Source organism: Flavobacterium sp. LM4 (assembly GCF_002017935.1).
Classification (GTDB): Bacteria; Bacteroidota; Bacteroidia; order Flavobacteriales; family Flavobacteriaceae; genus Flavobacterium; species Flavobacterium chungangense.
Genome location: NZ_MUFW01000001.1, coordinates 1,279,432 through 1,303,701 on the forward strand (window position 1 = coordinate 1,279,432; position 24,270 = coordinate 1,303,701).

Annotated in this window: 24 protein-coding genes; all 24 read left to right on the forward strand. The window is 31.9% G+C overall.

The features are described from left to right. Positions 1-130: 130 nt before the first annotated feature. The 24 genes from BXU10_RS05755 (at position 131) to BXU10_RS05870 (ending at position 24,264) form a co-directional block, all read left to right on the forward strand. Positions 131-772, forward strand: coding sequence for a C40 family peptidase (locus BXU10_RS05755; protein ID WP_031457429.1), 642 nt, complete (start codon positions 131-133; stop codon positions 770-772). Between the two features lies 1 nt (position 773). Next, complete coding sequence (locus tag BXU10_RS05760; protein WP_223255391.1) at positions 774-1,700, forward strand: type VI secretion system baseplate subunit TssG; 927 nt, start codon at positions 774-776, stop codon at positions 1,698-1,700. A gap of 2 nt (positions 1,701-1,702) precedes the next feature. Beyond that, complete coding sequence (locus tag BXU10_RS05765; RefSeq protein ID WP_078226507.1) at positions 1,703-2,653, forward strand: TssN family type VI secretion system protein; 951 nt, start codon at positions 1,703-1,705, stop codon at positions 2,651-2,653. Between the two features lie 24 nt (positions 2,654-2,677). After that, positions 2,678-3,754: a LysM peptidoglycan-binding domain-containing protein gene (locus BXU10_RS05770; protein ID WP_078226508.1), complete on the forward strand. Its 1,077-nt coding sequence runs from the start codon at positions 2,678-2,680 to the stop codon at positions 3,752-3,754. A 48-nt stretch (positions 3,755-3,802) separates the two neighbouring features. Next, entirely contained in the window at positions 3,803-4,300 is a 498-nt protein-coding gene (locus BXU10_RS05775) for a DUF4280 domain-containing protein (protein WP_078226509.1), read from the forward strand. A gap of 33 nt (positions 4,301-4,333) precedes the next feature. Then, positions 4,334-7,477: a hypothetical protein gene (locus tag BXU10_RS05780; protein ID WP_078226510.1), complete on the forward strand. Its 3,144-nt coding sequence runs from the start codon at positions 4,334-4,336 to the stop codon at positions 7,475-7,477. Continuing rightward, positions 7,474-8,709: a hypothetical protein gene (locus BXU10_RS05785; protein ID WP_078226511.1), complete on the forward strand. Its 1,236-nt coding sequence runs from the start codon at positions 7,474-7,476 to the stop codon at positions 8,707-8,709. Before BXU10_RS05780 ends, BXU10_RS05785 begins: the two co-directional genes overlap by 4 nt. Before the next feature lie 180 nt (positions 8,710-8,889). Then, a complete protein-coding gene (locus tag BXU10_RS05790; protein ID WP_078226512.1) occupies positions 8,890-10,170 on the forward strand; it encodes an SH3 domain-containing protein in 1,281 nt (426 codons plus the stop codon). Between the two features lie 266 nt (positions 10,171-10,436). Next, positions 10,437-11,600, forward strand: a complete 1,164-nt coding sequence (locus BXU10_RS05795) for a tetratricopeptide repeat protein (protein WP_078226513.1) — start codon at positions 10,437-10,439, stop codon at positions 11,598-11,600. A 30-nt stretch (positions 11,601-11,630) separates the two neighbouring features. Next, entirely contained in the window at positions 11,631-12,800 is a 1,170-nt protein-coding gene (locus BXU10_RS05800; RefSeq protein WP_031457440.1) for a hypothetical protein, read from the forward strand. Positions 12,801-12,822: 22 nt separating this feature from the next. Continuing rightward, positions 12,823-13,335, forward strand: a complete 513-nt coding sequence (gene tssO / locus BXU10_RS05805) for a type VI secretion system TssO (RefSeq protein WP_031457441.1) — start codon at positions 12,823-12,825, stop codon at positions 13,333-13,335. Positions 13,336-13,387: 52 nt separating this feature from the next. Further along, complete coding sequence (locus BXU10_RS05810; RefSeq protein WP_031457442.1) at positions 13,388-13,837, forward strand: hypothetical protein; 450 nt, start codon at positions 13,388-13,390, stop codon at positions 13,835-13,837. 20 nt (positions 13,838-13,857) lie between these two features. After that, complete coding sequence (locus tag BXU10_RS05815) at positions 13,858-15,234, forward strand: DUF5458 family protein (protein WP_031457443.1); 1,377 nt, start codon at positions 13,858-13,860, stop codon at positions 15,232-15,234. Positions 15,235-15,329: 95 nt separating this feature from the next. Then, complete coding sequence (locus tag BXU10_RS05820; protein ID WP_031457444.1) at positions 15,330-15,857, forward strand: hypothetical protein; 528 nt, start codon at positions 15,330-15,332, stop codon at positions 15,855-15,857. An 82-nt stretch (positions 15,858-15,939) separates the two neighbouring features. Continuing rightward, on the forward strand, positions 15,940-16,653 hold the full coding sequence (locus BXU10_RS05825) for a hypothetical protein (RefSeq protein ID WP_078226514.1): 714 nt from the start codon (positions 15,940-15,942) through the stop codon (positions 16,651-16,653). A gap of 12 nt (positions 16,654-16,665) precedes the next feature. Then, positions 16,666-17,097, forward strand: a complete 432-nt coding sequence (locus tag BXU10_RS05830; RefSeq protein WP_031457446.1) for a GPW/gp25 family protein — start codon at positions 16,666-16,668, stop codon at positions 17,095-17,097. A gap of 102 nt (positions 17,098-17,199) precedes the next feature. Then, positions 17,200-17,586, forward strand: coding sequence for a type VI secretion system tube protein TssD (gene tssD, locus BXU10_RS05835; protein ID WP_031457447.1), 387 nt, complete (start codon positions 17,200-17,202; stop codon positions 17,584-17,586). Positions 17,587-17,716: 130 nt separating this feature from the next. Further along, a complete protein-coding gene (gene tssD, locus BXU10_RS05840) occupies positions 17,717-18,112 on the forward strand; it encodes a type VI secretion system tube protein TssD (protein WP_031457448.1) in 396 nt (131 codons plus the stop codon). A 28-nt stretch (positions 18,113-18,140) separates the two neighbouring features. Next, a complete protein-coding gene (locus BXU10_RS05845) occupies positions 18,141-19,949 on the forward strand; it encodes a type VI secretion system Vgr family protein (RefSeq protein WP_078226515.1) in 1,809 nt (602 codons plus the stop codon). A 1-nt stretch (position 19,950) separates the two neighbouring features. Further along, positions 19,951-21,864 carry a DUF2235 domain-containing protein gene (locus tag BXU10_RS05850; RefSeq protein WP_078226516.1) on the forward strand — a complete coding sequence of 638 codons (1,914 nt, stop codon included), beginning with the start codon at positions 19,951-19,953 and terminating at the stop codon, positions 21,862-21,864. Further along, positions 21,851-23,029, forward strand: coding sequence for a DUF2931 family protein (locus BXU10_RS05855; protein WP_078226517.1), 1,179 nt, complete (start codon positions 21,851-21,853; stop codon positions 23,027-23,029). Before BXU10_RS05850 ends, BXU10_RS05855 begins: the two co-directional genes overlap by 14 nt. A 212-nt stretch (positions 23,030-23,241) precedes the next feature. Further along, positions 23,242-23,658: a hypothetical protein gene (locus BXU10_RS05860; protein WP_078226518.1), complete on the forward strand. Its 417-nt coding sequence runs from the start codon at positions 23,242-23,244 to the stop codon at positions 23,656-23,658. Continuing rightward, on the forward strand, positions 23,636-23,914 hold the full coding sequence (locus tag BXU10_RS05865) for a T6SS effector amidase Tae4 family protein (protein ID WP_223255392.1): 279 nt from the start codon (positions 23,636-23,638) through the stop codon (positions 23,912-23,914). Before BXU10_RS05860 ends, BXU10_RS05865 begins: the two co-directional genes overlap by 23 nt. Next, positions 23,875-24,264, forward strand: coding sequence for a hypothetical protein (locus BXU10_RS05870; protein WP_078226520.1), 390 nt, complete (start codon positions 23,875-23,877; stop codon positions 24,262-24,264). The genes BXU10_RS05865 and BXU10_RS05870 overlap by 40 nt, the downstream gene beginning before the upstream one ends. The last annotated feature ends 6 nt before the right edge of the window (positions 24,265-24,270 follow it).

A 24,270-nucleotide genomic window follows, 5' to 3' on the forward strand; every position in this document is an offset into this window, starting at 1 on the left:
AATTCATGAATAAAAAACATAATAACTGATAATACCACTACAGTCAGTTTTTAATCCAAAAGATTAATAGGTTTAAGATGATTTCATCATTGCCATAAAATAAGAATGGCAAAACAATAAGTATTTTTTTATGAATAAAACAATTGTATTAGTACTCATAATGCTTTTAGGCATAGGCTGTGGTAGTAAGAAATATATTTCTCAGGTTCCTTTTAAATATGATTATTCTTTGGAAGCATTGAAAAAACAGGCTAAAATGGAAGAATCAGGCTTGAGCAATAAAACAGTTGTAAATGATAATTCAGAAAATTTGAGCGATGCTGTTTTGGCTTTAAAAGAAAAATATTCGATAGTGCTGGGAGTAGTACCAAACAAGATTACAAATTACAAACTATATTCATATCTGGATCCCTGGGTCAATACGCCTTATAAAGAAAAAAGCTTTTCGGATAAAGGGATTGACTGCTCTTATTTTGTTCAGTCATTGTATAGTGAAGTTTATAAAGTTACACTACCTAAGGATCCTGCCGGAATGTGGAAATCAAAATCGATACAGATTTTTACCGGGCGAAATTTTTTGGCAGAAGGAGATCTGATTTTTTTCAGATACGATAAGGATCATCCTATTTCGGATGTTGGGATTTACCTGCATAACGACAGAATTCTGGCCTGTACAAATAAAGGATTGGCCATTTATAATTTTAATGACGAATATTTTCAGTTACGCTACATAGGAGCAGGAAGAATCAATGAGGATACAAAGAAAAAATAATATGAGTCTTGAAGATCTTGTTCAGGAAATAGCGAATATTTCAGACGACATAAGAGCCGAGGTAATTGCTAATGAGCTTCTGGAGAATACCTCTGTTGCTCAGGATGAAATTATGATTTCTAATCAGGGGCAGTTTTCACGGGCTTTCAGAAGTGATATTTTAGGAGCAGGTATTAAGGATGATAATTACGATAAACGTGAATATCTTAATATACTCTTGTCGAGAGACAGTATTTATGATACCCTGCCTGAAGGATATATACACAGTTTAAAAGAGAACAATGCTGATAAATCTGTTCAGCAGATGATCAGAGAGCATAAACACCAGAAAAAACAGGAAGCAGAAGCGCGTAATTTTTTTAGCCCTTTTGAGAATGAAATTTTTCATTACAAAACTAAAATAGAAGGTGTTGAAAGAGATTTTTTATACAAACTCAATTCAGGTAAGTCGTTAGAGTTTTTCTATGATTTTTGGGGTCTGCCTCATATTTATCCGGCAGTGTTAGTCTCAAAATTCATTCGGCTTTTGCCTTATGCATACAAAATTGTTGGAAATATTGATTTGGCATGTAAGTGTTTATCAACTATTATAGATGAAAAAGTAAGTTTTGAAACGACAACATCAAAAGAACTTAGTGAAGAAAAAGAGCAGATTGTATTAGGCGAAAACAGATTAGGAGTCGATTTTATCAGCGGAAAAAATTATACGGATTATTCTATGAATGTAACCATAGAAATAGGGCCAATAGTTAATCAGCCTTTTCATAATTATATTAACGAAGGAGATATAAAAAAGTTTATAGATTGTTTTTGCGAACATTTTTTTCCGATGGAAGTAGAGGTAAAAATAATTTTATTGATAAATAACGAAATAGAAAAGTTTAATTTTAATAATGAGCCTGTGTTGGGCTATACAACACGACTTTAGAAATGGTAAAAAAGCATTTAGGAGCACTTATTGACGTTAGGCTCATTGTATTTTTGGTTGTAATTATAGCCGTAAGTGTTTTACTTACAATGGTTTTTAGTGATAAAGTAAAAGAATTTGCAGTAAAATATAAAAAGAAATTTTATATCTATATTTTCTCAGCTGTACTTATTTATGCGCTGGTTGGGTTTTTAGGCTACAACAAATTATTTACTGAAATATCTGATGAGTTTCTTTTCTACCAGATCGCTTCCTTACTATTCGGAACGCTGCATGTTTACCTGTACCGCATTTATTTTAATGAATTCAATCAAAAGCTGGTTGCTAATGAATTGCTGTTTGCATGTTTGATAATGCTTTATTCAAGTGTATTGTTCATCATTATTTATACAGCATTAAGTGGTATTGGACTTACTTTTTTAATGTGCTCACACTTTTTGGTTTTTATAGTCCCTACCGGAGTTTATGCAGTGTTCAATTATATGCTGCAGATACCTCCAAAAGAATACGTTACATGGAAAATTCCGGAAAGAGAAGACCCTTTTCCGGTTATAGAGAATGTAGAAATGAAAGACCTTTTACTGATTACTTTATTGATTCAAAAAGATGCTGATAGTGAAACCTACACTTCCCTTAGATCAAAAGGACCGGTAAGAATTGATTTTGGTGCTTTGTTTTACCATACCGTTACGGGTTACAATAAACACAATGCCGAGAGTAAGATACAATTAAAATATAAAGGAGAAAATTGCAACTGGGTATTTTTCCTTCAGCCAAAATGGTATCAGGCAGCCAGATACGTAGATGCAAAATATACATTAGGAATGAATGGTATTACAGAGAACTCGGTTATAATCTGTAAAAGGCAAAAAGAAAAAAAGGTTGAAATAAGCAAAAAAGATAAAACAGAAGATCCGGAATTTGTATATGGTGCAAATGCAGGAATGAATTGATAAAATTTAGATGTATCTGAACAAATGTATTATATAGAAGAGGCAGAAGTTTCATTTCACGGTAGCCACCGTACTTATAAAGTTAAAAAAGGAGATACGCTACAGAGTGTTTCCCTTGAACTTGGTGTTCCTGCCAGTGAACTCAGACGCTATCATAATATATATTGTGACATTCCTGATCTAATCGAAGCAGATTTTAAAAGACATTTAGAGTTTTTGATTTTGGCTCCGGAAAAAAGTGAAGCTTCTAAAAATGATATAATTGATGAAAAACCCAAGGAAGTCACTTTAGGTAAAAATTACAGATTACCCTTTACACCGGAACAAGTCGACCAAAGTTACAAAGTAAAATATACTTATGAAGGTGAAGCTGAGATTGATGTTACAGAAATGCAGATCAATGTAAAATGGATTGCTGCTGATAAAAATAAGTATCATCTGTTTGAAATTAACAGAGCATCTGATATTTATATAAACGGTAAAATTCCGGACACCATGATGGACGGATTGGCAGCTAAAACCGCAGAAGTTTTATATCCGTTAAAAATTGTTGTGGATGAATTTGGTAAATGGATTGATATTTATAACCATGCTGAAATAGAAAGCCGTTGGGGTAAGATTAAAAGTGAAATTTTAGATTATTATGAAGGTGAAGTAGTTGAAAAGTATATAGAGCATGTAGAACGTACACTTGAGAGCTCAGAGAGAGTGTTGAGTTCACTTCGTTCTGATTATTTTTTGAGGGCTTTTTTTAATGGTATTCATGTAGGGTATACAGCTGATTATGAATTTGAGAAAGATTTGTCATTTCCGTTACAAAAAGAAACAGAATCTGTATTTAGAGTACAACATAAAATGGCTCCCAATTTAGATGACGCTGGTTATATTAGAATAGAGCAAAAAGGAAATTATACAGATTCGGGGTTTGGTTTTTTATATGGGCATGCTCATTTGAAAGTGAATTATAATGCCGTTTACTTTCTAAATTCGGATGCTTATACTATAGAAAAAATGAATCTGGAATTCAATATTGATAAAGTTGAACCTGTAAGAACAACGATTGAAATTGACCTTTTGAAAATTGAAAAAGGAACAAAGTAATTGAAAGTTAAATGGAGTAATTTTTTAACATCTAAATAAGGTAAGGTTATGAGTGCAAAACATGTAGTGGTACAGGGAGCGACCGTAAAATGTAAGTTTAGTGTAGAACCTAAGTTAGATAAACTTAAGGTAAAAACACATAGTAAGCATTATGCGAATGACAAAGATGCAGCAAATAAACTCATAGCAACCGATAAAGAAATTGGGCAGACATTAGAGAAAAATACTTTTGGTAAATGTAAAATGCAGCCCAACGGAAGCGGCGATTACCTGCCATGTCAGGCAGTAATTACCAAATGGAGTAGCTTTTATGAAAAAGTTACCTTGTCTAATAAAGGAAAAATATTACTGGAAGACAGCAAAGCCACCTGTCCTATTGGAGGTGCTGATTGTATCACGGTTGACAAACACGGGCAAAAAGCAGAAGTGGGTAAACAGAATGTAAAGAATGCCAAACCCGAAGTCCAAAAGCAAATAAACCCGATGGTAGATATAGAAAATCTATTTGCAAGGGAGCATACAGACGAAGGAATAATATATAGTTAAAAAGTAATTTCATTATTTTCTAAAAACATAGAAATGGCAAAAGGGGTAAAAAAAATAAAGAAGTTATCAAACAGCTCTATATCTGGTGATTATTATAAAAGTGGCGATATAATTTGTATAAATCCAAATCAAGAGGCTTCTTTTGTCGTTGGCGAATGGTTTAATGAAACTACTGAGGAAGAAAGAAGAAATATCAACTGGCTGTGGATGGATCATAATAAGATAAAAAGTTTTAAAGAAACAAGAAAACCAGCAGGAGAACCTTATGGCCTTACCTTTCCTAAAAAACTATGTGGGAGTTATGCCTACTACTTAGAAACCAGTTTATCTGGTGAACATGATCCAAGAAACACTGGGGTATATGTATTTGGTAAATGCGAAAAAAAAATAACTTCTGCCTCTTGGAGTAAAAAACAAAATACAGCAGATAATAGTGAAATAAATTATGGACAGGACTTATTTATTACATTAGAAACAGAGGGTTTAAATGGTGACACATTAAAATTAGAATTGTATAGTCAAAAAGAGTCTAAACTTATAGATACTATAAAAGGAAATTGCACTGATGGGATTTTCAAAGGTAAGTTCAAAACTATATCTTATAGGAAATTTCCAGGGTTGCCTGGAGTTGTAGAAAATTTTTATGTAAAAGTAATTAATATTGAAAATGAGTATATTAAAAATGCAAGTGGAAGTGACAAAATACTTTCGTTTAAAATAATAAAAAGGAACAGTATAATTACAATACCCGTATTTGAAGCACCAACTAATACAGCTCCTTTGACAGTGGATGAAATCCCTGCAGTGGAAGTAGTGAGAACAGAAGGTATTTTTGCTGCTTATTTTGCTAAAGAAGAATTTTCGTTGGAAACTGCAGAGACTGCAGGTCAGCATACATACATATTTAAAAATCCATATACTAGCATTAACAAAGATGTAATTGCTCCAATCATCAAAAAAAGAGTAGATGCAGAAGTAAAAGCAGATAAAAAATATGCCAAACTTGATGATATTAAAAATGCACTTACAACCGGTCCTTATGCAATTGGGGATCCTGTTTCTTTTAATTTGTGCAAGTTAGGAGCAAACTATATAAAAATAAATAATGCCCCACTAGAAGAGGAAGTATATGTTGTTGCAAAAACATTTTTATTAGATGGAAAAGAAGTATCGATTACGATAAAAGAAAAAGAGGCTGTTTTAGGTGAAACCGATGCAGATTTGGCTGTCTTAGAATCAAAAGAAGGAGGTAGCGATATTACCATATTGAAAGCCGTAGTTGAGAATGGAATTGCCAAAGTAAAAATAAAGCTTCGCCCAAAAGCCGATGAAGATTTAAAAGTATGGAAAGAAAAACTGCTTAAAGGAAAAAAAGAAGAATCTTATACCTATACATTTAAAAGTGAAGAAACAACTATTACAGATGACAACAAAAAGGAATTTGCAGCAATAATACTAAAAAATGCAAAAGAAGGAAAACAAGGAAATACCAAGATAGCAGCCGGAAAAACAGCTTTTGTCGACGATGTAGAAAAAGCATTACAAAAGGGAACTTACGGCAGAGGTGCCACAATTAGTTTTGATACCTACAAAACACAAGCCGAAAGCCTTTGGTTAAAAGCAGAATGCCAGGGTGAAACTATAAAACACGAAAAGGAGTTTTTGAAAAGAGATGGGGAGTATTTTGTGATTGGTAAAGGGAAGTGTACTAGATGCGGTGTATTAACACTTGATGAATTAGACCTCATCTTTACTAGCGCAACTAAAGCTAAAAAAGAAGAATTAATGAATGCTTTTAATTTGGCAAGCAGCAAATTTGGGTTAAATACATGTCAACAAAAAGCTCATTTCTTTGCTCAAGTAAGAGAAGAAGTTGGACTAAGTATTGATATAAAAGATGGAGAAGGCCTAAATTATGCTGTTGAAAAACTAACAGAAAACTATGCGCGATTTAGTACAACAGGATTATTAAATGGTCCACCTAATGATTTAGCTTTTACTTATGGGAGAATTGATAGTAATAATATTGCTTTTTTAAGGAACACATACAATAGGCCTAATTTAACTCAGCATTCTGCTAATTTGCAAATGATTGCAAATATTGCTTATTCTAATAGAAATGGAAACGATGATATTGCAAGTGGTGATGGATGGAAATATAGGGGTAGAGGTATTATACAAATTACAGGAAAAGATAAATACATTAAAATAAATAAAAGAATTGATTCTGATTATGTAGATTTTACTACAGATATTGATGCAAATAATATCAATAATATCAATGAAGGAACTGTTGCTAGCATGGCGTATTGGAAAGAATATAAGTGCATGGATGAAGCAAATAATGGATATGAAAAAGGACATTTAGATAAGATAGTAGATATAATAAATAGTAAGACACCTACAAGAAATGCAAGATGGGAAAATCTAAAAAAAATGATTGAAATATTTAAGGTAAAAGAATGTTCTAAAGATACTGCTGCTAATGAATCGACAGAAGGACAATCTGAATATTATATTTATAAAACTGGAAAAGTTAAACTTAAGAAAGGAACCCAAAAAAAACATGCTTATTATGTTGAAAAAACGGAAGGAGAATTTAAACTACTTTATTGTTTAGATGAAAATGAGTATGGGATGGTTCAGATACCAGCTTCAGGCAATGGTTTTAATAGATATTCAGATATAGATGCAGGGGGAACTTCAGGAGGTGAGATAGTAGGACAAGGGGATCATTACTTGCTACCTAAAACAGCATCTGCGTTATTTGGTATTATCAATGATGTTAATGAAAAAGGATGGGAAATTCATTTAGGAGATATGTCTTCGAAAAATGGTAGCGATCCGTGGGAACCTGGTTCGTTTCATCATGCTGGGCATGGTCATAATGGCACTAGGAAAGGTTTAGATTGTGATTTTAGATATTTAAATACCTTAGGGAAAAGCTATCAAGGTTTAAATACCAGCTCAGTTTTCGATGGAGAAAAAAATAAAACGGTTTTTACTTTCGCTTATAAATATGGCTTTAGAAAAAACTTTTGTGCTAATCCAGTTACAGTTTTAGGAAGTACTGTTTCGGGTGTAATACACCAAAGGGATCATGATGATCATGGTCATATAGGATTAACAGATTTAGATTTAGAAGAAGTTTCGTCAATTAATGTAACAACAATATGAAAAGAATTTTGATGCTTTTATGGAGCCTATTCTTAATAGGATGTAGTGGTCAAACAAAGAAAAATAATTTAGACGAGAAAGCTGATATAATTAAATTAAATTTTAAAAATGCATCTGTAGCTCTTGCAGGAATTAATAGTGTAAATGATAATGTTAAAGAAGATTTTAATATTAAAAATGATGGAACGAAAATTTTAATGCAACCTGCATTTTTAGAAAGTGACTTATTGGACGGGAAAGAATTAGAGTTTTCAAATAACAATGTCAAAAATATCAAAATAACGTTTAGTTATGATGCAGTTTTTTATGGTGAAGAAAAAAATAAAACTACACTTGGATTCCAACGAGACACTACAATAGTTTTGAAAATTGAAAATAAAAAAGTTCAAATTCCAATTTTTGAAGACATAAAAAAAACTGTATTTAAGAAATTTGAAAAGAAAGAAATATATGATGTAGCATATTTAGTCAATCGAAATTATTTTAATAAAATAGTTGAAAATTATGAAGTTTATGGAGGTAAAGATTCTCCTGATTATAAATTAGCTGTAGCTTTTTTAAAAAGTAATAAGAAATCTCAAAAATTAGAAGATTTATTCATAAATATTGACTACATAAAATTTAATATTGAGTTTGAAGATAATTCGAAGTTATATTCTTCTATAGTTTTTGATAGAATGTTCCAAAATTATGTTTTTTCAGAAAAAGAAAAAAAGTCAAATATCGATGGAAGAATTCCTAAAGGATTTTATGTTCTAGATAGTACTGTCATTAACTTAAAAAAAAATGGCTTTAAAATATTAGCATTAGAAAAAGATGGAATAAAAAATAAGGACAATGCTCAACACAATTCTAACCCTATAATTATTTTACAAAAAAAAAGTAATCAATATCAAAAAGTAAATGATAATTATAATTTGATTTTTAAATATGATGATAATTGTCCTGCTGATGGATATGGAGGTATTGTAAGTAAAAATAATTATTTTACTGTTCAACAGATATTTTGTGTAGATTTTTTATTTGTTAACTCATATACAACATTTAAAATAGATGAAAATACAGGAAATATAAATCTTCATAAATATGGAGAAGAATACACTGATAGAAGTAATACGATGTTAAAAATTCCTTCAAAAACATGGTCAATAAAAGATTTTGGTATTGTCAAATTTGAAAGCGTAAATGAAGGTTTTTTAATTAATCTTAGAAATAAGAAACCATTAAAATAAATTAATAAATAGAATAAGTTCCTTGAAATATTGAAAAAAAGCCTTAGCTAGCATAGGTGTTATGCTTTTTGTTAGCTGAGGGAATTTTATAAAATGAAAATTTAATATTCCAAGGAGGAATGGAAAAATTATAAAGGTTAAGCTGTAGTGACGGAGCAAAAATTATAATAACTTAAAACGATGTATAAATATTTGATATTTTTATTTTTAATCCTGACTTCATGTAAATTAGAATCTCAAGAAAGTCTTATTTCAATTACTGAATTAAAAACTGCTTATTTAAAAAAGGATGATCTTTTATTTATTAAAAAGTTCCCTAAAAATTATAAACAATTTGTTAGTTATTTTGGTTGGAATGAAAGTCTGGATAAACCTAATCCATTGTATAATGACAGTGAAAAATATATTAATTTATTCTTTTTAATAGTTACAAAGAAAGAAAACAAAGAATCACTAAAACTTATTGTTGATATTGGGATAAATGGGAACTATCAAGCCGATGCGGTTAGTTATTTTAGAAGAAAAACGGAAGAGCTATTTATCCAAACTCCTAATTTAGCATGCAACTTGCTTAAAAATAGAAGCATTCAAGAAGTGGATAGTTTTTGGCATTATTATTTCGACTCCCCTCAACCAACTAAAGTTATTCCAAAATATTTTAGCAATTTAACAAATGAATGTAATTCAATATATAAATCTATAGATAAACAAATCAAACTAATTCAAAACGAAAATATTATTTCAGAAGCTACTAGTATTAGTCAAACTAACAAGTTAAAAAAAATAACAGACTTTATACCAAAAGATTATTTTGTTTTAGACAGCTTGTCTGGGTATATAAATAAAGACAATTTCCAAGATAAAATAATAATATTAGCAAGCGAAAAAGAATACAAGAACAACACTCCAAGAACACTAATTATTCTGATAAATGACGGTATTGGAGGATATGTTTTAAAAATCAAAAATCAAAATGTTATACCATGTTTAAGATGTAGTGGGGGGACTGGAGGAGAAGACTCTTATAATGATTTATTATTCAATAAAAATTTATTTTCTTTTACTCAGTTAAGAATAAATGATTCCGAATTAATTGAAAATAAATATACTTTTCAAATTATTGAAGGAGAAGTTATACTTGATAATGTTATCATAAGTAAATCGGGTCTATACAATGATAAAGTTCCAAAAGAAAGGAAAACAATCAATAATTTAAAGGTAAATATTAGTGATTTTAATTATAATGATTTTAAAAATAATTTTACAATTAGGTTAAAAATCGCTGATCCCGACGGATATACTAATTTAAGAAAAGAAAAGAATTCAACTTCTTTTATTTTGGAAAAAGTAAAAACAGGTGAATTTGTTGAAGTTATTAAACAATCAGGAGACTGGTATTTAGTAAAAACAAAATCGGGTAAAGAAGGATATATTTTTAAAACAAAAGTAGTTTCCGAATAAACCCCGAATAGCATGGATTTGCAATCCGTTCTCACGAGTTACAGATCCATTGTAATTAATGGAAGAAAGGAAAAACATCTCTTCAAATTTAGAAAATATCAAATAAAAAAAAGAATAAGGCTTTTTGAATATGATTAGGATAATTTGCGAATAAATTATTTTTTTTAAGGTTAAACTTGTTTAATTAAAATAATTAACCCAAAAAATCTTTAAATGATACGATTAACATATATAATAACATAAGTAATTTTAATAAAAAAGTATAAATGAAATTTAAATTAGTAATCCCTTTTTTAGCTCTGGTTTTTAGTAATAATGTAGGCGCACAAGATATATCTGTACAGGTATTGTCAGCAGTCGAAAAAGATAAAGTGATTAGTAATGCAGAAGTAATGATTCAGAGAAATGGCGAATCATCGGCAAAAAGTTTGACAAATAATCAGGGTAGAACTACAATTAATAGTGGATTTCCGGATGATTCTAACACATTATTAATTATCAAAAAAGACAACTATTCAAGTTTGGTGGTAAAATGTCCATGTAATGATATGACATATGCGCTGAGTCCGTACATGAAAAATCTGGATGGAATGCGAATAGTGCTGAACTGGGGTAAAAATCCGTACGATTTAGATTCGCATTTAACTTTTCCGGGGAATCACATCTATTTTCAGCATCAAAAAGGAGCTTCCTCAAATCTGGATGTAGACGATACAGATAGTTACGGTCCGGAAACGATAACAATTGAAAATAAAAGGTTTGGAGAGACCTATCATTATTTTGTTCACGATTTTAGCAATAAGGATAATCTCAGTTCAAATAAATTGTCAGCCAGTGGTGCAAAAGTCTTTGTATATGTAGGACAGTCGTTAGTAAAGACCTATTACATTCCTAAAAATAAGACAGGGAATGTCTGGAATTTATTCAAAATAAATGAAAATGGAGAAATTGTCGATATTAACAATGTTATTTCTAAAACTACCCAGGATATAGGAATCAATTACGCTGATAATGACAGAGAGGAAGAAGTATACGTTTCAAATGAAGATAAGAAAAGAGCACTTCAGTTAAACAGAAAAGGGGATCAGGCCTATCAAAATAAAGATGTTGATGCAGCTTTGGAATTTTATAAGCAAGCGATAGAATACTATCCAACATTTGGTCAGGCATACGGAAATTTAGGTCTTATGTATATCAAAAAAGGGTATAAGGCAGAAGCGATTTACGCAAACAGAAAAGCAATAACGTATGCATCGGGCAATTCAATAAACACTACAAAAGCCAGTGCTTATTATAATATTGCTAAAATTTTTGAAAACGAAAATGATTTTGAAGAAGCCTTAAACTACTACAAACTCGCCAAAGAATTAAAAGAAAATACAGTTTATGATAATGCCATTATCAGAGTTAGAAATAAAATAGCACAATAAAGCTTTGTTTAAAATATATACATAAAAGATATGATAGAAAAATTAAATCATTTTCCCGTAAACTGGATTGACGGGATGAAAATAAACAAAAGCCATTTCTTATCCATGCAGGACAATGTTTCTGAATTGGTAAATGATGCAATAGGAATTCATACCACACCTATGAGTTATGGATTACTGGATTCCGGAAATCAAAATAAGGAGGCTACAAAAATCACGCTCGGAATTGACAATCACAAATTACTGCGCGTTAGGGTAGAAGAATGTCATGCCATTACGCCAAACGGTTCAAGAATTGAAATCAGCAGGAGCAGTACAGACACATTAGACCTTCAGGTTCCATATCCGGAGGATACTTATGAAATCAAAGAAGGAGAACAATTGGTATTGCTGGCATGTATATCGGTTAATTCTAAAAAAAGAATTCCGTTTGGAGAGCCCGATCCTGAGGAAGTTCCGCCAAGATATCCATACACGCAACCCGAATATAAACTTCACTTAATTAAAGCAGAGGAGTTTCGTTCCGGAATAGGTTACGGAGGTTTTTATCTGGCTATAGGTAAAGTTTTAATAGGCGATACGACTATCCTTGATGAAAATTATATTCCGCCATCAGTAACTGTTGCCTGCCATCCAAAACTGGTTGATATGCATGCGCAGATTGCACGTATGTTTGGACAGATAGAAATTTACTCGGTTCAGATTTCTCAAAAGATTAATCGTATTCAGCAATCTGGAATTTTGCCTCAGACTGTAATTCAATTGACAGATACAACCAGTTATTATTTAGGAAGTTGTCTTACGCAGTTTCGTTGGTTCTCGCTGCATCAGCATCCTGCCGCAATGCTGACTACCGTTGTATCATTTGCAAGAGTCATCAAAAACTTTATTGATTCAAAATCGGGAGCGGGTAAAGAGGAACTGTTAAATTATTTTGCCGAATGGTGCGATATGTCGCAAGGAGAGTTAGAAATGCTTTTTACATCCCTTATTAACTCCGGATACGATCATGTACATATTGATAAAACGACAACGCTGGTCATGAACTTCCTGATTAAAATTGAGAAGTTGTACGAAACCTTGAATAAACTGGATTACATAGGTAAGAAGAAAGAAAATATCGAATTATTTGTTGCTGAAACAGATCAGAAAGATATTGTTCATACTTCTAAACGACACAGTTTCTTCATTAAAGATTAAAAAATAATTACGAATAATAAATATGGAAGTATTAAATAAACAAGAACGTCAAAAAGCATTTATAGCTTTTTTAATAGCCTTTATCCTCACTTTTTCAGTGATGTTAATTGCAGTATCATTTAATTTTTATATGCCAAAAGCAGAAAATAAATTGCTTAAGGCAGAAAACGAAATGATGAAAAGGGAATACGATTATCAAACCAATTTTTCGGTAAAAATTGACAGTATCAGAATGACTATTGATTCGATCAATTCACCAAAAGTAGATAATGATTTTCAGCAGCGTCTGGCGAATGTTATGATTGCGAATATGTATCAGAAAATTCCAAAAGACACTACAGACAATAAAAAGCTGTATAACAATATTATTCTAGCATACAAGAATATTATCGACTATAAAAAACAGATTAGAAGCCTTACACACAACTCACACCTTATAGACAGTTTGAACCAATCGGCAAAAACGTATAAAGAAGAGTTGGAAAAAGTAAGCAGGGATTTGGACGTCTGCCGTCAGATTTATCAAAATCAATAATTAGAATTTAGAGTAAAAAGAATTAATAGAATAATCACTAAAATTAAAAATTATGTTATCAAATTATGGAATTGGAGGTAATGAAGTAAAATTAGATGCTGATGAAGCAATCATTGCTATCCCTCAAAACAGAACACTTGTTGCTCAGAAATTAACAGTTGATGCACCTATTAAACCAGAATTGGTTGAAGGAATTACAAGTATCGAAAAAGCATTTGAACACTTTAAGCCAGAAGTAAAAGTAAACTTTGAAACTGCTGAAGGTGCAACAAAAGTAGAAGCTTTAAATTTTAAAAACCTGGGAGATTTTGGAATAAAAGGAATTACATCACAAAGTAATTTCCTGTCTGAACTGGAAACAGAAAAAGATCAGTATCAAAAAATCATCCGTCAGTTAAAATCAAACAAAATCCTGAAAGCGGCTTTAGAAGACGGAGAAGCAAAAAAAGCTTTATTAGAAAGTCTTGGAACACTTATCAATGAACTAAAACAAAATAAATAAAATTTTAAAAATACGAAGAGATGTCAAATAAAGAAGCATATAAAAATAACGACAGCGATACTGCAGTATTAGAGCCTAGAGTAATTGCCGGAGCAGGTTCAATTGAAAAAAATGTTGAAAAACTGGCTAAATACGGTGGTTTTGATTTATTGGAAATGTCAATTGAAGGAATTCAGAATCTTAATCCGGAGAGAAAAGCAAGAAGAAAAATTTTCCTTGGAGAAGTAAATAAAGCAAAAGAAAGAGAAACACTTTTAAAGACTTTAGAATTATGGTCTTCAGTTTTAAGCAGCAACGATGCTTTGACTGATATGGTGGCACAAAGTGAAGACAAAAGCAAAGAGTCTGAAGCATTGTTGAAAAAGAACCTGGCGAAAGCAGTTGAGGATACAAGAGAAATCGAGGCAGCTTACAGAACAGTTGCATTGTTCTTCAAAAACACAGAAACTGATAAAGTAAAAAATGTGACGATTGTAAATGCTGATTTAGAGCAATTAAAAGATCTTGACAATACACGTTTTATCGATGCAATTCACTCTGAACTCGTAGATAATTACGATCGTTTAGACCTTAAAAACAACTACGGTATTTTGGTAATTCCTGGTTATTTAGGTTCAAACAAAGTAATCGAAAAATGGGCAAAAATTGCACATGAAAATAAAGTAATGCTGGTTACAGATTTCGAGCACCTTGATGAACCGGATGATGTAATGGAAATGTTTGATGCAGCTTCTTTAACAGGTGGAGATGTGTACCGTTCTAACGTAATTATGACTTGTAACTGGTTAGTAGGACGTGGCAGATTTGACCAGATTGGAGAAAATGAAGATTTACACATAGCACCTTCTGCAGCACTTGCAGGAAAAATTTATAAAACGTTGATGTCTCAGGTTACAGCCGGTAAAAAATTCGGTGGAATCAACGAAGTTGACGGAGTAAAATTTGACCTTAAGAAAAGTGAAATCGCAAACCTTGAAAACTTAGGATTGGTTCCTATGGTAAATGAGTACGGAAAAGTAATGGCTTTCTCTGCCAAAACATTATTCAGCGGTGACAATTTAGGATTGCAGACCTACTCAGTTGTTCGTGTTTTTGATTACGTTACCAAAGTATTAATGGATTTCCTTAACCGTCGTGCTTTCGAAAACTTTACAGCAAAAACGCGTAAAGAAATCATGAATCAGATTGTGGCTTTCCTTGACGGAATCACAGGTCCTGACAAATTGATTGAAAATTTTGAAATCCGCAGATTCGAGCAGGATCCAATTCAAAAAGACAGAATTTATATGGATATCCATATGAAACCTTATTTCCCTGCAAAAAACTTCCTTATCAAAATGGATGGACACAAAGGAGATGACGGAACTGAATGGGATACAGATTACGAACAAAAATAATAGTAATAGCTCTATAAAAAGGAAACATATTTTTATGTTTCCTTTTTAAACAAAACATTGATCTTTTGAATGGTCAAACCAAATAATTCAAATTTATGAACCTACTTAAAATTTTCCTTGCAATCATTGTATTGTTAACAGCTTCAAATTCGGTTAAAGCTCAAAAAATGCCTGTATTAAGTGAAATAAACTGCCCTGTTTCGCAAAATGACTTATTGCTTTCGGGGAAACTTTTTGCAAGTGCACCTCCAATTTTGTTAAGAGTTTTTAATGAAGATTCTGAATACGCAGTATTGCAGCTTGGGAAAAGAAAAAGTAGATTGTATCTATACTTCAAAATATTCACAGATAATGTTTGTGTAAAGCAGGAACAGCCATTAGAACTTTATTTCAAAAATGGAGACATGTATGTTTTAAAGAATTCGTTTGCAGTAAACTGTGACGGTACAGCTGTTATGGAACTCACAGGTGCAGATATAAAAAAGCTTAATGCTAATACGATTAATTCGATAAAATTTTACACTCTTAAAAGAGATTATGAGTTTAGTCCTAGTGCTGCCGATAATCAGAATTTCAAACACTATCTCAATTGTTTAAAAGTGTATAAGATTAGAAAAAAGTAGCGTTAGTTTAAAATTTCAAATAGTTTATGGACAAACTCTTTTTTCAAATAAAATTTAAATTCATCACATAAATAGCTAAAATATGCCATTTCCAGAATTAAATCTTTCATTAGGACTTACAGATAACAAAGGTTCTGTTTTTTATGCAGGCAGCGGAGAAGGCGATGTAGTTGTCAGAACAGATTCGGCTTTAAAGAAGCATACGATAAGTATCATAATTTCAGAGCAGGAAGTGGGAACAGTAAATCTCAAAACATTTTTTGAAAGCTCTGAAATTCCTGTAGAAATTGAAGTTCCAACGTATCAAATGATTGTAACTGATGATAAAACCAATGAAAAAGAAATATATAAAGTTACACGTGATACATTTTTCTATAAAGAGAAAACCACAAAAAAAGGAATTTGGAGTTTTTTTGGACTGAAATTTTTAGCTCCAAAGAATTTTCTTTTTGAAAATATCCCTTTTGAACCTTTAAAAGAAGAAATAGAAGTGTTTGATATTTCAAAATACAGAAAATTAAATGACGAAGAACTCTGTTATACTTTTCAAAAAGAAAATCAAAACATTCAGTTTTTTGCCGGAGACATCAATACACTGAAAATTGAAAAAGGAACGAGCTATTTTATTATTGTTGACGAAAATAAAGGCAAACGTTTTATTGGTGATATTTTGTATCGTGAGAAATTTTTGAAACTTACTCCAAAAGTAACACTTAGTATTATTAAGCGAAAAAAAGTTTCTAAAGCTATAGAAACAGGATATAACGGAAAAACGGACAGGGTAATTTATATTTAAATTGAGGAGAATATGAAAGGAGCTTTTTATAAACTGCCGATAGATTTTAATGCTATCATTCAGAAAAAAGAATTAGAAAAAACATCTATAGAACATTCTATTGCCCAACAAATAATTTTGCTGGCCACGACGACATTTGGAGAATGTAAATTTGATGAAACTTTTGGATCTAAAATATGGGAAATCGATTTTGATTTGCTGATGAATGAAAATACATTGAAAGAAATAATCTCCAAGACGATGAAACAATCCCTGCTGTTTCACGAAGTCAGAATAAAACTTAATGATCTCAGGGTAGAATTGTCAGAAGAAACTTTTTATGTAGATGATATGAGCAGAGCCAAAAAACGGGTCGATATCATCATCGATGCAACAATTAAAAGTACCAACAGAAATTTTGATTTTAGAGGATATTTCTTTGTTGGACCCTTATCTTATAAATAAAAACACAAAGTAAATAAAATTGTATTAAAATGTTTTTAATTGTAAGAATTATTTTTATATTTGCTACATGAATAAATAAATTAATAATTAAAAAATTTTATTATGTCGTTTTTAACATCGTTGTCAGTAGCCGGAAAGGATTACAAAGTATTAAATGTGAGTTATGATTTAGCTCAGGAAACAGATGCTTCAGGGCGTCCATCTACGGTAACACGTGGAGGAAGAATTATGCTTGAAGTAGAATCTACAGGAAGTACTGAATTGTTTGAGTGGATGACCAATAATTTCGAAAGAAAAGATGGTTCTGTAAAATTCATCAAGCGTGATTCTAATGCTACTTTAAAAGAGCTAAAGTTTACAGAGGCTTACATGGTTAAGTACAAAGAAAACTTTGATCATAACAGTGCCACTCCTTTAACGGAGACTTTTATGATCTCAGCACGCAAAATTTCGATGGGCGGAGGAGAATTTGATAATGCATGGGTTTAATCCTTTGGACTTTATCAAACTTTTTTAAGCTTGAAACTATTAAAGGAAGTCCTGCTATGGGACTTCCTTTTTTGTTTAATAAGCACTAAATCTATTTTCATATCTTTTAATAACCTAACAAAATCTAAACATGAGTTTTTTATCTAAATTAAATATAGACGGAGAAGAATATAATGTACTTGAATTCAATGTAAGCTTCAAACAGGAAATTGACAATACGAGCAAACCTACCGGAAATGCCAAAGGCGGAATTATAAAAATGATTATCGAAGCTACTCAAAACAGCAATTTTCTATCCTGGATGTTAAACGGAGATTTAACAAAAGATGGTAAAATCATTTTTTACAGAAGAGATGCCATGAGTAAAATGAAAGAGCTTACGTTTACTAAAGCATTTTGTATTGGTTATGACGAACAATTTACGAGTACTACCGAAGTACCTATGAAAATTACTATAGAATTAGTGGCTAAAGAATTGACTTTTGGTGATGCTAAATTTTCTAACAACTGGATTGCCTTAAGCTAATTGTAAAGAACCAATAAATAGTAGTATTATGGGACATTTTTCAGAACAGGTACATATCAGCATAGGGAGCTTTACCCAAAATGTTGTTTATCATAATTTAGAACTGTCACAAAAGATGGCAGATCATCATCATTTTTCTTTTGTATGGCAGTATACAGGCAAGGCGATCATAAATCCCGCAGATCAGGCAAAGGCATTGCGAACGTATCTTGGAGATGAAGTTATCTTTACCTTTAAAAGCCTCACCGGAATCCGGTTGATGAGCAAAGGAATCATAACAGAATTATCTTCTATAGATCTTCATGGCAGCGCCGAAGGATTACATGTCAAAGGTATCAGCCATACTATCGTTCTGGATGACATGAAAAAATCAAGAACCTACCAGCAAAGAAGTATGAATGATATCGTGTTGGATATTTTAGCCGAAGGTCCTGGAGAATTCTACGAAAGAGATGCTATAAAATCTACCTATCTTCAGGAATTCAAATACATGGCTCAGTATAATGAAACCAATTTTGATTTCTTAAAACGATTGGCAAAACGTTACGGCCAATGGTTCTATTTTGACGGAATGCGAATGCAGTTCGGACAAACCAAAACCAGTAAAATAAAACTCATCAACGGATCTTCGCTGCATGGTTTTAAAATACAGACCAATATGGCTTCTCATAAAATTTCTTTGGGAGGGTATGATTACAATGGTGCAGCCAATATTCGTAATTCGGCAGCAAGAACATCCTCAGGAAGCAAAGACAGTTTCGCAGCCGTTGTGGGGCATAACCAGGGAACTGTTACCCAAAACGATTTGAATACTGGAGCTTATACCACCAATGCCCAAAGCAGTGACGAAATCCAAGAAATGGTAAAACTGCAAACCGCAGGCAGCGATGCCAATAGTGTATATTACAGCGGAATATCATATTTTCCGTTAGGTCTTGGTCAGGTTTTTAGCATTATAAACCAAACCGTAGAGCATGAACTGATTGTGACAGAAGTGACACACCTTTCGCAAGTACACGGAAACTATTCCTGTAATTTCAAAGCCATTCCAGCAGATGTTGCCGCACCATATTATACAGATGTCCATGCCTTTGCCAAAGCCGAAACACAGTCTGCCAAGGTAAAAGACAACAATGATCCAGAAGGATTAGGGCGTGTAAAAGTACAGTTTAACTGGGCAGGCGGAAACAATTCAAGCGAGTGGATTCGAATGATACAGCCGCACTCAGGTTCAGGCAAGGGATTTTATTTTATTCCCGAAATCGGCGAAGAGGTTTGGGTAGGTTTTGAAGGAAGCAATGCGCAGAATCCGTATGTTTTGGGAACGCAATATAATGGAAGTCAATCCAGCGGTTATGCGGATGGTCAAAATAATGTTAAGGCGATTCATACCCGTTCAGGAATCAAATTTATTTTGAATGACGGTGAAGGAAGTATTTTAATTGAAGACCCGAGTGGAAATACTTATCAAATGGATGGAAAAGGCAATATCAATGTTAATGCACCAAATAGAATTTCTTTTAATTGTACTGATATGGATATTAATGTTTCTAATAATTTATCAACTTCGGTAGGTGTTAACAAAACGGAAACTGTGGGTGTAGATGCCATTGAAACAATTGGAGGCATAATGACAGAAGTCGTTACAGGAAATAAAAATAGCACAATTGTGGGTAATTTTATAGAAAGAGTAGAAGGTAATTTAGAATCTCATACAGTCAAGGAACTTATATTTAATGGTGATAAAGATGTCGTGATTTCTTCTGTCGAGGAATTTACAAAGCATTCACAGAAACAGATCATTCATAATAGTTCAGAACCTAGTAATTTCTATTAGTATGAAAGAGAGAAATGTAAGTGGTAAAACACAAATTACTTCCGATGGTAAAATCACTTTTTATTCTAATGGAAGCATTATTACAAATGCAAAAAAAATAAAAACAGTTGGAGAGCAGGACGGTGTTAAACTAGATGTAAAACCAGAGAAATTAAAACTAGAAACCTTTGATAAAGATGATCATGTAAATGTGTATATAGGTATGTTTTTTGACGGTACAGGGAATAATATGGGAAATTCTGATTCCATGTACTATACTAAATTACAAGATGGTATGATCAAATCAAAAGACATACCACAAGAGTCAAAACACAAAGTCACTGTTTTAGAAAATGGCAACACAGTAACAAAAACTATTGATATTACAGACAGGGATAGTTATTGGAATCCTTATTCTAATGTGGCTAAACTGTTTCAGTTGTATCAACAAAAGTCTATGGATTTTGATGATAAATTAGGAGGTAATTATTTAATACTTAAACAATATGTTGAGGGTATTGGTACTAAAGAAGGAGAACCGGATGATATTATGGGATCAGGTTTAGCGAGAGGATCATGGGGTATCTTGGGGAGAGTCGAAGAAGGAATAAAAAAAGTGGTTGAGGAGCAAATTAAAAACAGTGTAAAAGGCAAAAAAGTAAATAAAATTGTCTTTGATGTTTTTGGCTTTAGCCGTGGCGCAGCAGCAGCAAGGCATTTTTGTAATGAAGTCAAAGAAAAAGCACAAATACAGGCGAAAAGAATCAAAGATCCTTATGACTCAAAAGGTGTTATTTTATCGCCTACAGAAACAGAAGTGGTAAAACATGCAGGAGGTTATTTGGGCAGTATGCTTGCAAAAAACAATATCAAACCGGCAGCAGAAACTTATACCATTGAGATTCGTTTTTTAGGTGTCTTCGATACTGTCGTTTCTGATATGGTTGTAAAAGATAACTTAGGTTACAAGGCTTCTGTTATATTCGGCTTGCTACCGGCAATTTTTCAGCTAAGTTTAGATAAGGTAAAAACTAATATTTCAGGTTTAGGTATACAATCTGCTTTCCATATAGTTGCCAATGATGAATGGAGAGAAAATTTTGCTACAACGCCCATGGAGACTGGCTATACTATAAAACTTATAGGGGCTCATTCAGATATAGGGGGAGGCTATGCCGAATTGGATAAGTATGAGCCTGTGATAGATTATTTTGACTTAGCGGTTAATGATAAAACAACCATGTTAGAAAAAGAAAAAATAAGGCAGTTTTATATTAATAACTATTTTTGTAAAGAAGAGGAAATTAAATTTATTAATACTTATGATCATTATGAAAAAACAGTTTTTTTAGGTAAAATGTATGGTGTTTTTCCAATATATGGTAAAATGGAAGTTAGGACAGTTCCTGATTTCTATCACAACAATAAGGCACCACAAATATATGACCCAAAAATAGGGCCGCTTATTATGGATAAAGAATCAGATCATTTTGTCATTAAAGATTCCAGATACATTAGCAACAAATACAGTCTGGTACCCATGAATATGATGCTTGAAAAAGCAATTGAAAATAAAGTGCCGTTTTGTAAAGATGTTAATGAAGCTAAATCAAAAGGTTTAAAAGTATCAGAACCTGAAGAGTATGATTTTTCTTCAGAAAAAATATTGGTTGAATATTTAGACTTGATGAAAAAAGTAATAAAAGAGCAAAAAGGTGGTACTTATCAATTTCCTGGCAATAATATGTTTGCGACTTTAAGAAACAAATACGTTCATCTTTCAGCCCATTATGGAGGATTAAAAAACGATTTTATAGATATTGCAACAGGTGATCATCATATATTAAGTAGTGTAGCTTTTGTAAACCAGCCTGTTAAATACAAGATAGAAGGAGATACAGCAAATTATAAAAGAGAAATATATGCAAACAAATAAAATATGGCTTCTGTTTCTTTTTTTTGGTTTATTAGTTTCCTGCCAGCCCAAAGAAAAATTTGATTGGGAAATTGGTCTTTCAGCACCAAAATTTTATTCAAGTTCTCCTTCTGTACGTTTTTTTTATAAAGGAAAAATGGTTCACAGTGCGGCATCAAATATTGGAATTCAACCTGGATGGGGAGAAACTTCCGGGGGGTATGCAACTGGTAGTGAACCCGATGAAGTTCCCGATAGTTTGCATGTAGAATGGCTTTGTGGAACAGACAGGTACTATTATGAAGGTAATTTTAAACTTCCACGAGAAAAAATGCTTGAATTATTTCGAAACCCTGTTACTGATACTGACGGTACAGTTCGTCCTTACAGTTTAATAATTGTAGGTACTGCTCCGGGGGGTAACATAACCGTTTGGATGCGAGCAGTGAGTGTATTAACAGAAGTTGCAAAATTTAAAGCACAAAATAAAGGGATATGGAAAGAAAATGATCTAAAGTATAATAAGTATTGGGGTGATGAAAAAGAGAATTCAAAATATAAAAATACTGAATATAACATCTTTCATTATTTACACGGTATTCCTTATTTGGTATGGGAAAAAGGAGAAAATGAATATGATTACGATGTTGGTTTTACAAGTGAAGGAGAGGATACAAAACCATTAATTACAACTTTTTGCACAAAAGAAGGAAGCTGGTATCAGTCATTTACTGGAAAAGAAAGTGAATCAACTATTGATTTATTTAAATGGGATGATATACATTTTCTAGATAATAATAATTTAATAAGAAAAAGAAAAATTCCCATACAAATTACTTTAAAATGGAGAGCGAAAAAAACGAATAAGGTATTATTTGCCGAAGTAGTAATGCCGCAAAATTTACAGTCTTTAATGAATTTGGGATATACTGATAGTATTACAGGTAAAAAAGAGTATTACAACAGAATAGTTATAGGAGCTAAAAAAGAGAGTATTAAAGGAATAGTTTGGCTTACTGGAAAGAATAAAAAAACAAAATTATTAGATTTTATCTCAGATGATATTGAAAATAAAAATATAAAAAATCATATTTTATATTCCCTTCCAAAAGTATTCAAGTTTCCAAAATGGGAAGGCAGGGAAAAACTAATAAAACCAGATGTCAAATTTTGGCAGGAGGAATAATGATTATAAAAAGTAAAAATTAAGAGTATTCCGGAAAAGGGTTTTATTTTATTCCCGAAATTGGTGAAGAGGTTTTAGTAGGCTTTGAAGGAAGCAATGCACAGAATCCGTATGTTTTAGGAACACAATATAATGGCAGTGAAACCAGTGGTTATGCGGATGGTCAAAATAATGTAAAGGCGATTCACACGCGTTCAGGAATCAAATTTATTTTGAACGATGGTGAAGGAAGTATTTTGATTGAAGACCCGAGTGGTAATACCTGGAAAATGGATGGTCAGGTAAATATTGATGTAAATGCGCCAAAGAATTTTACTATAAATGCAGGTGGTGATATTTCTATGACAGTTGGAAAAAACATCAATTCATCAGCGGCTATGAATATTTGTGAAAGTGCAGGAGTTGATAAAACTACTATGGTTGGCATGTTGTATTCTACAAATGTTGGTGGTGATCATATGTTGAATGTTACTGGGAATTTTATGGAAAATATTGAAGGTAATTTAGAATCGCATAGTGCCAAAGAACGACAGGAAGTTGCAGTAAAAGGAATTGAGACAAGTAGCGAAGGCGCAATAAATAAACACTCCAAAAAAGAAAGTAGGTTTGTCAATAACAGATTGGGATAAATTAAAAAAACTTAAAGGAATCATAATGTTTAAAGTTTCTGGTTGGGGGAATGCCTCAGGACATTTTACTTTATGGGATGGTAAGAATTTAATATATCCTGGTGGAGCACAACACGATGATCCATTAAGTGAATATTACTATTTTAATATGAAGTATGAGGTATATCATCCTGTTAAGAAAAAAAATATTGTTGTACAAACTGATGAGATAAAATTATGGGAACTAAAACAGAAAAAGCAAATTATATCTTGTTAATATTGTTAATTTCACTAAAATGTCTAGGACAGAATAAGGTTATAGAATTAAAAAAATATGCCTTTAGTAAATGTTTAGATTATAATTATCAGAAAATTGATTCAACTTTTTATAAAATTTATAAAGATGCTTCAGCAGTTCAGATATCAATTGATGGCAATTTTTTAGAAGATGATGAATTAAAGAATAGAATAATAAATTATACTATTTCTGTAACTGAGAAGTATTATTCTCAAAAGAATAATTTACACTTTGAAACAGGTGATAAAAACATTGTTTTTTGTAACTGTATTAATTTTTATGAATCAAAAGAACTAGATAAGTTTATTAAAAAAGTATTAAATAAATAACTGGCT

Coding starts and splice junctions, on each gene's coding strand:
- BXU10_RS05755 (WP_031457429.1), top strand. CDS start 131: ATGAATAAAACAATTGTATTAGTACTCATAATGCTTTTAGGCATAGGC.
- BXU10_RS05760 (WP_223255391.1), top strand. CDS start 774: ATGAGTCTTGAAGATCTTGTTCAGGAAATAGCGAATATTTCAGACGAC.
- BXU10_RS05765 (WP_078226507.1), top strand. CDS start 1,703: ATGGTAAAAAAGCATTTAGGAGCACTTATTGACGTTAGGCTCATTGTA.
- BXU10_RS05770 (WP_078226508.1), top strand. CDS start 2,678: ATGTATTATATAGAAGAGGCAGAAGTTTCATTTCACGGTAGCCACCGT.
- BXU10_RS05775 (WP_078226509.1), top strand. CDS start 3,803: ATGAGTGCAAAACATGTAGTGGTACAGGGAGCGACCGTAAAATGTAAG.
- BXU10_RS05780 (WP_078226510.1), top strand. CDS start 4,334: ATGGCAAAAGGGGTAAAAAAAATAAAGAAGTTATCAAACAGCTCTATA.
- BXU10_RS05785 (WP_078226511.1), top strand. CDS start 7,474: ATGAAAAGAATTTTGATGCTTTTATGGAGCCTATTCTTAATAGGATGT.
- BXU10_RS05790 (WP_078226512.1), top strand. CDS start 8,890: ATGTATAAATATTTGATATTTTTATTTTTAATCCTGACTTCATGTAAA.
- BXU10_RS05795 (WP_078226513.1), top strand. CDS start 10,437: ATGAAATTTAAATTAGTAATCCCTTTTTTAGCTCTGGTTTTTAGTAAT.
- BXU10_RS05800 (WP_031457440.1), top strand. CDS start 11,631: ATGATAGAAAAATTAAATCATTTTCCCGTAAACTGGATTGACGGGATG.
- tssO (WP_031457441.1), top strand. CDS start 12,823: ATGGAAGTATTAAATAAACAAGAACGTCAAAAAGCATTTATAGCTTTT.
- BXU10_RS05810 (WP_031457442.1), top strand. CDS start 13,388: ATGTTATCAAATTATGGAATTGGAGGTAATGAAGTAAAATTAGATGCT.
- BXU10_RS05815 (WP_031457443.1), top strand. CDS start 13,858: ATGTCAAATAAAGAAGCATATAAAAATAACGACAGCGATACTGCAGTA.
- BXU10_RS05820 (WP_031457444.1), top strand. CDS start 15,330: ATGAACCTACTTAAAATTTTCCTTGCAATCATTGTATTGTTAACAGCT.
- BXU10_RS05825 (WP_078226514.1), top strand. CDS start 15,940: ATGCCATTTCCAGAATTAAATCTTTCATTAGGACTTACAGATAACAAA.
- BXU10_RS05830 (WP_031457446.1), top strand. CDS start 16,666: ATGAAAGGAGCTTTTTATAAACTGCCGATAGATTTTAATGCTATCATT.
- tssD (WP_031457447.1), top strand. CDS start 17,200: ATGTCGTTTTTAACATCGTTGTCAGTAGCCGGAAAGGATTACAAAGTA.
- tssD (WP_031457448.1), top strand. CDS start 17,717: ATGAGTTTTTTATCTAAATTAAATATAGACGGAGAAGAATATAATGTA.
- BXU10_RS05845 (WP_078226515.1), top strand. CDS start 18,141: ATGGGACATTTTTCAGAACAGGTACATATCAGCATAGGGAGCTTTACC.
- BXU10_RS05850 (WP_078226516.1), top strand. CDS start 19,951: ATGAAAGAGAGAAATGTAAGTGGTAAAACACAAATTACTTCCGATGGT.
- BXU10_RS05855 (WP_078226517.1), top strand. CDS start 21,851: ATGCAAACAAATAAAATATGGCTTCTGTTTCTTTTTTTTGGTTTATTA.
- BXU10_RS05870 (WP_078226520.1), top strand. CDS start 23,875: ATGGGAACTAAAACAGAAAAAGCAAATTATATCTTGTTAATATTGTTA.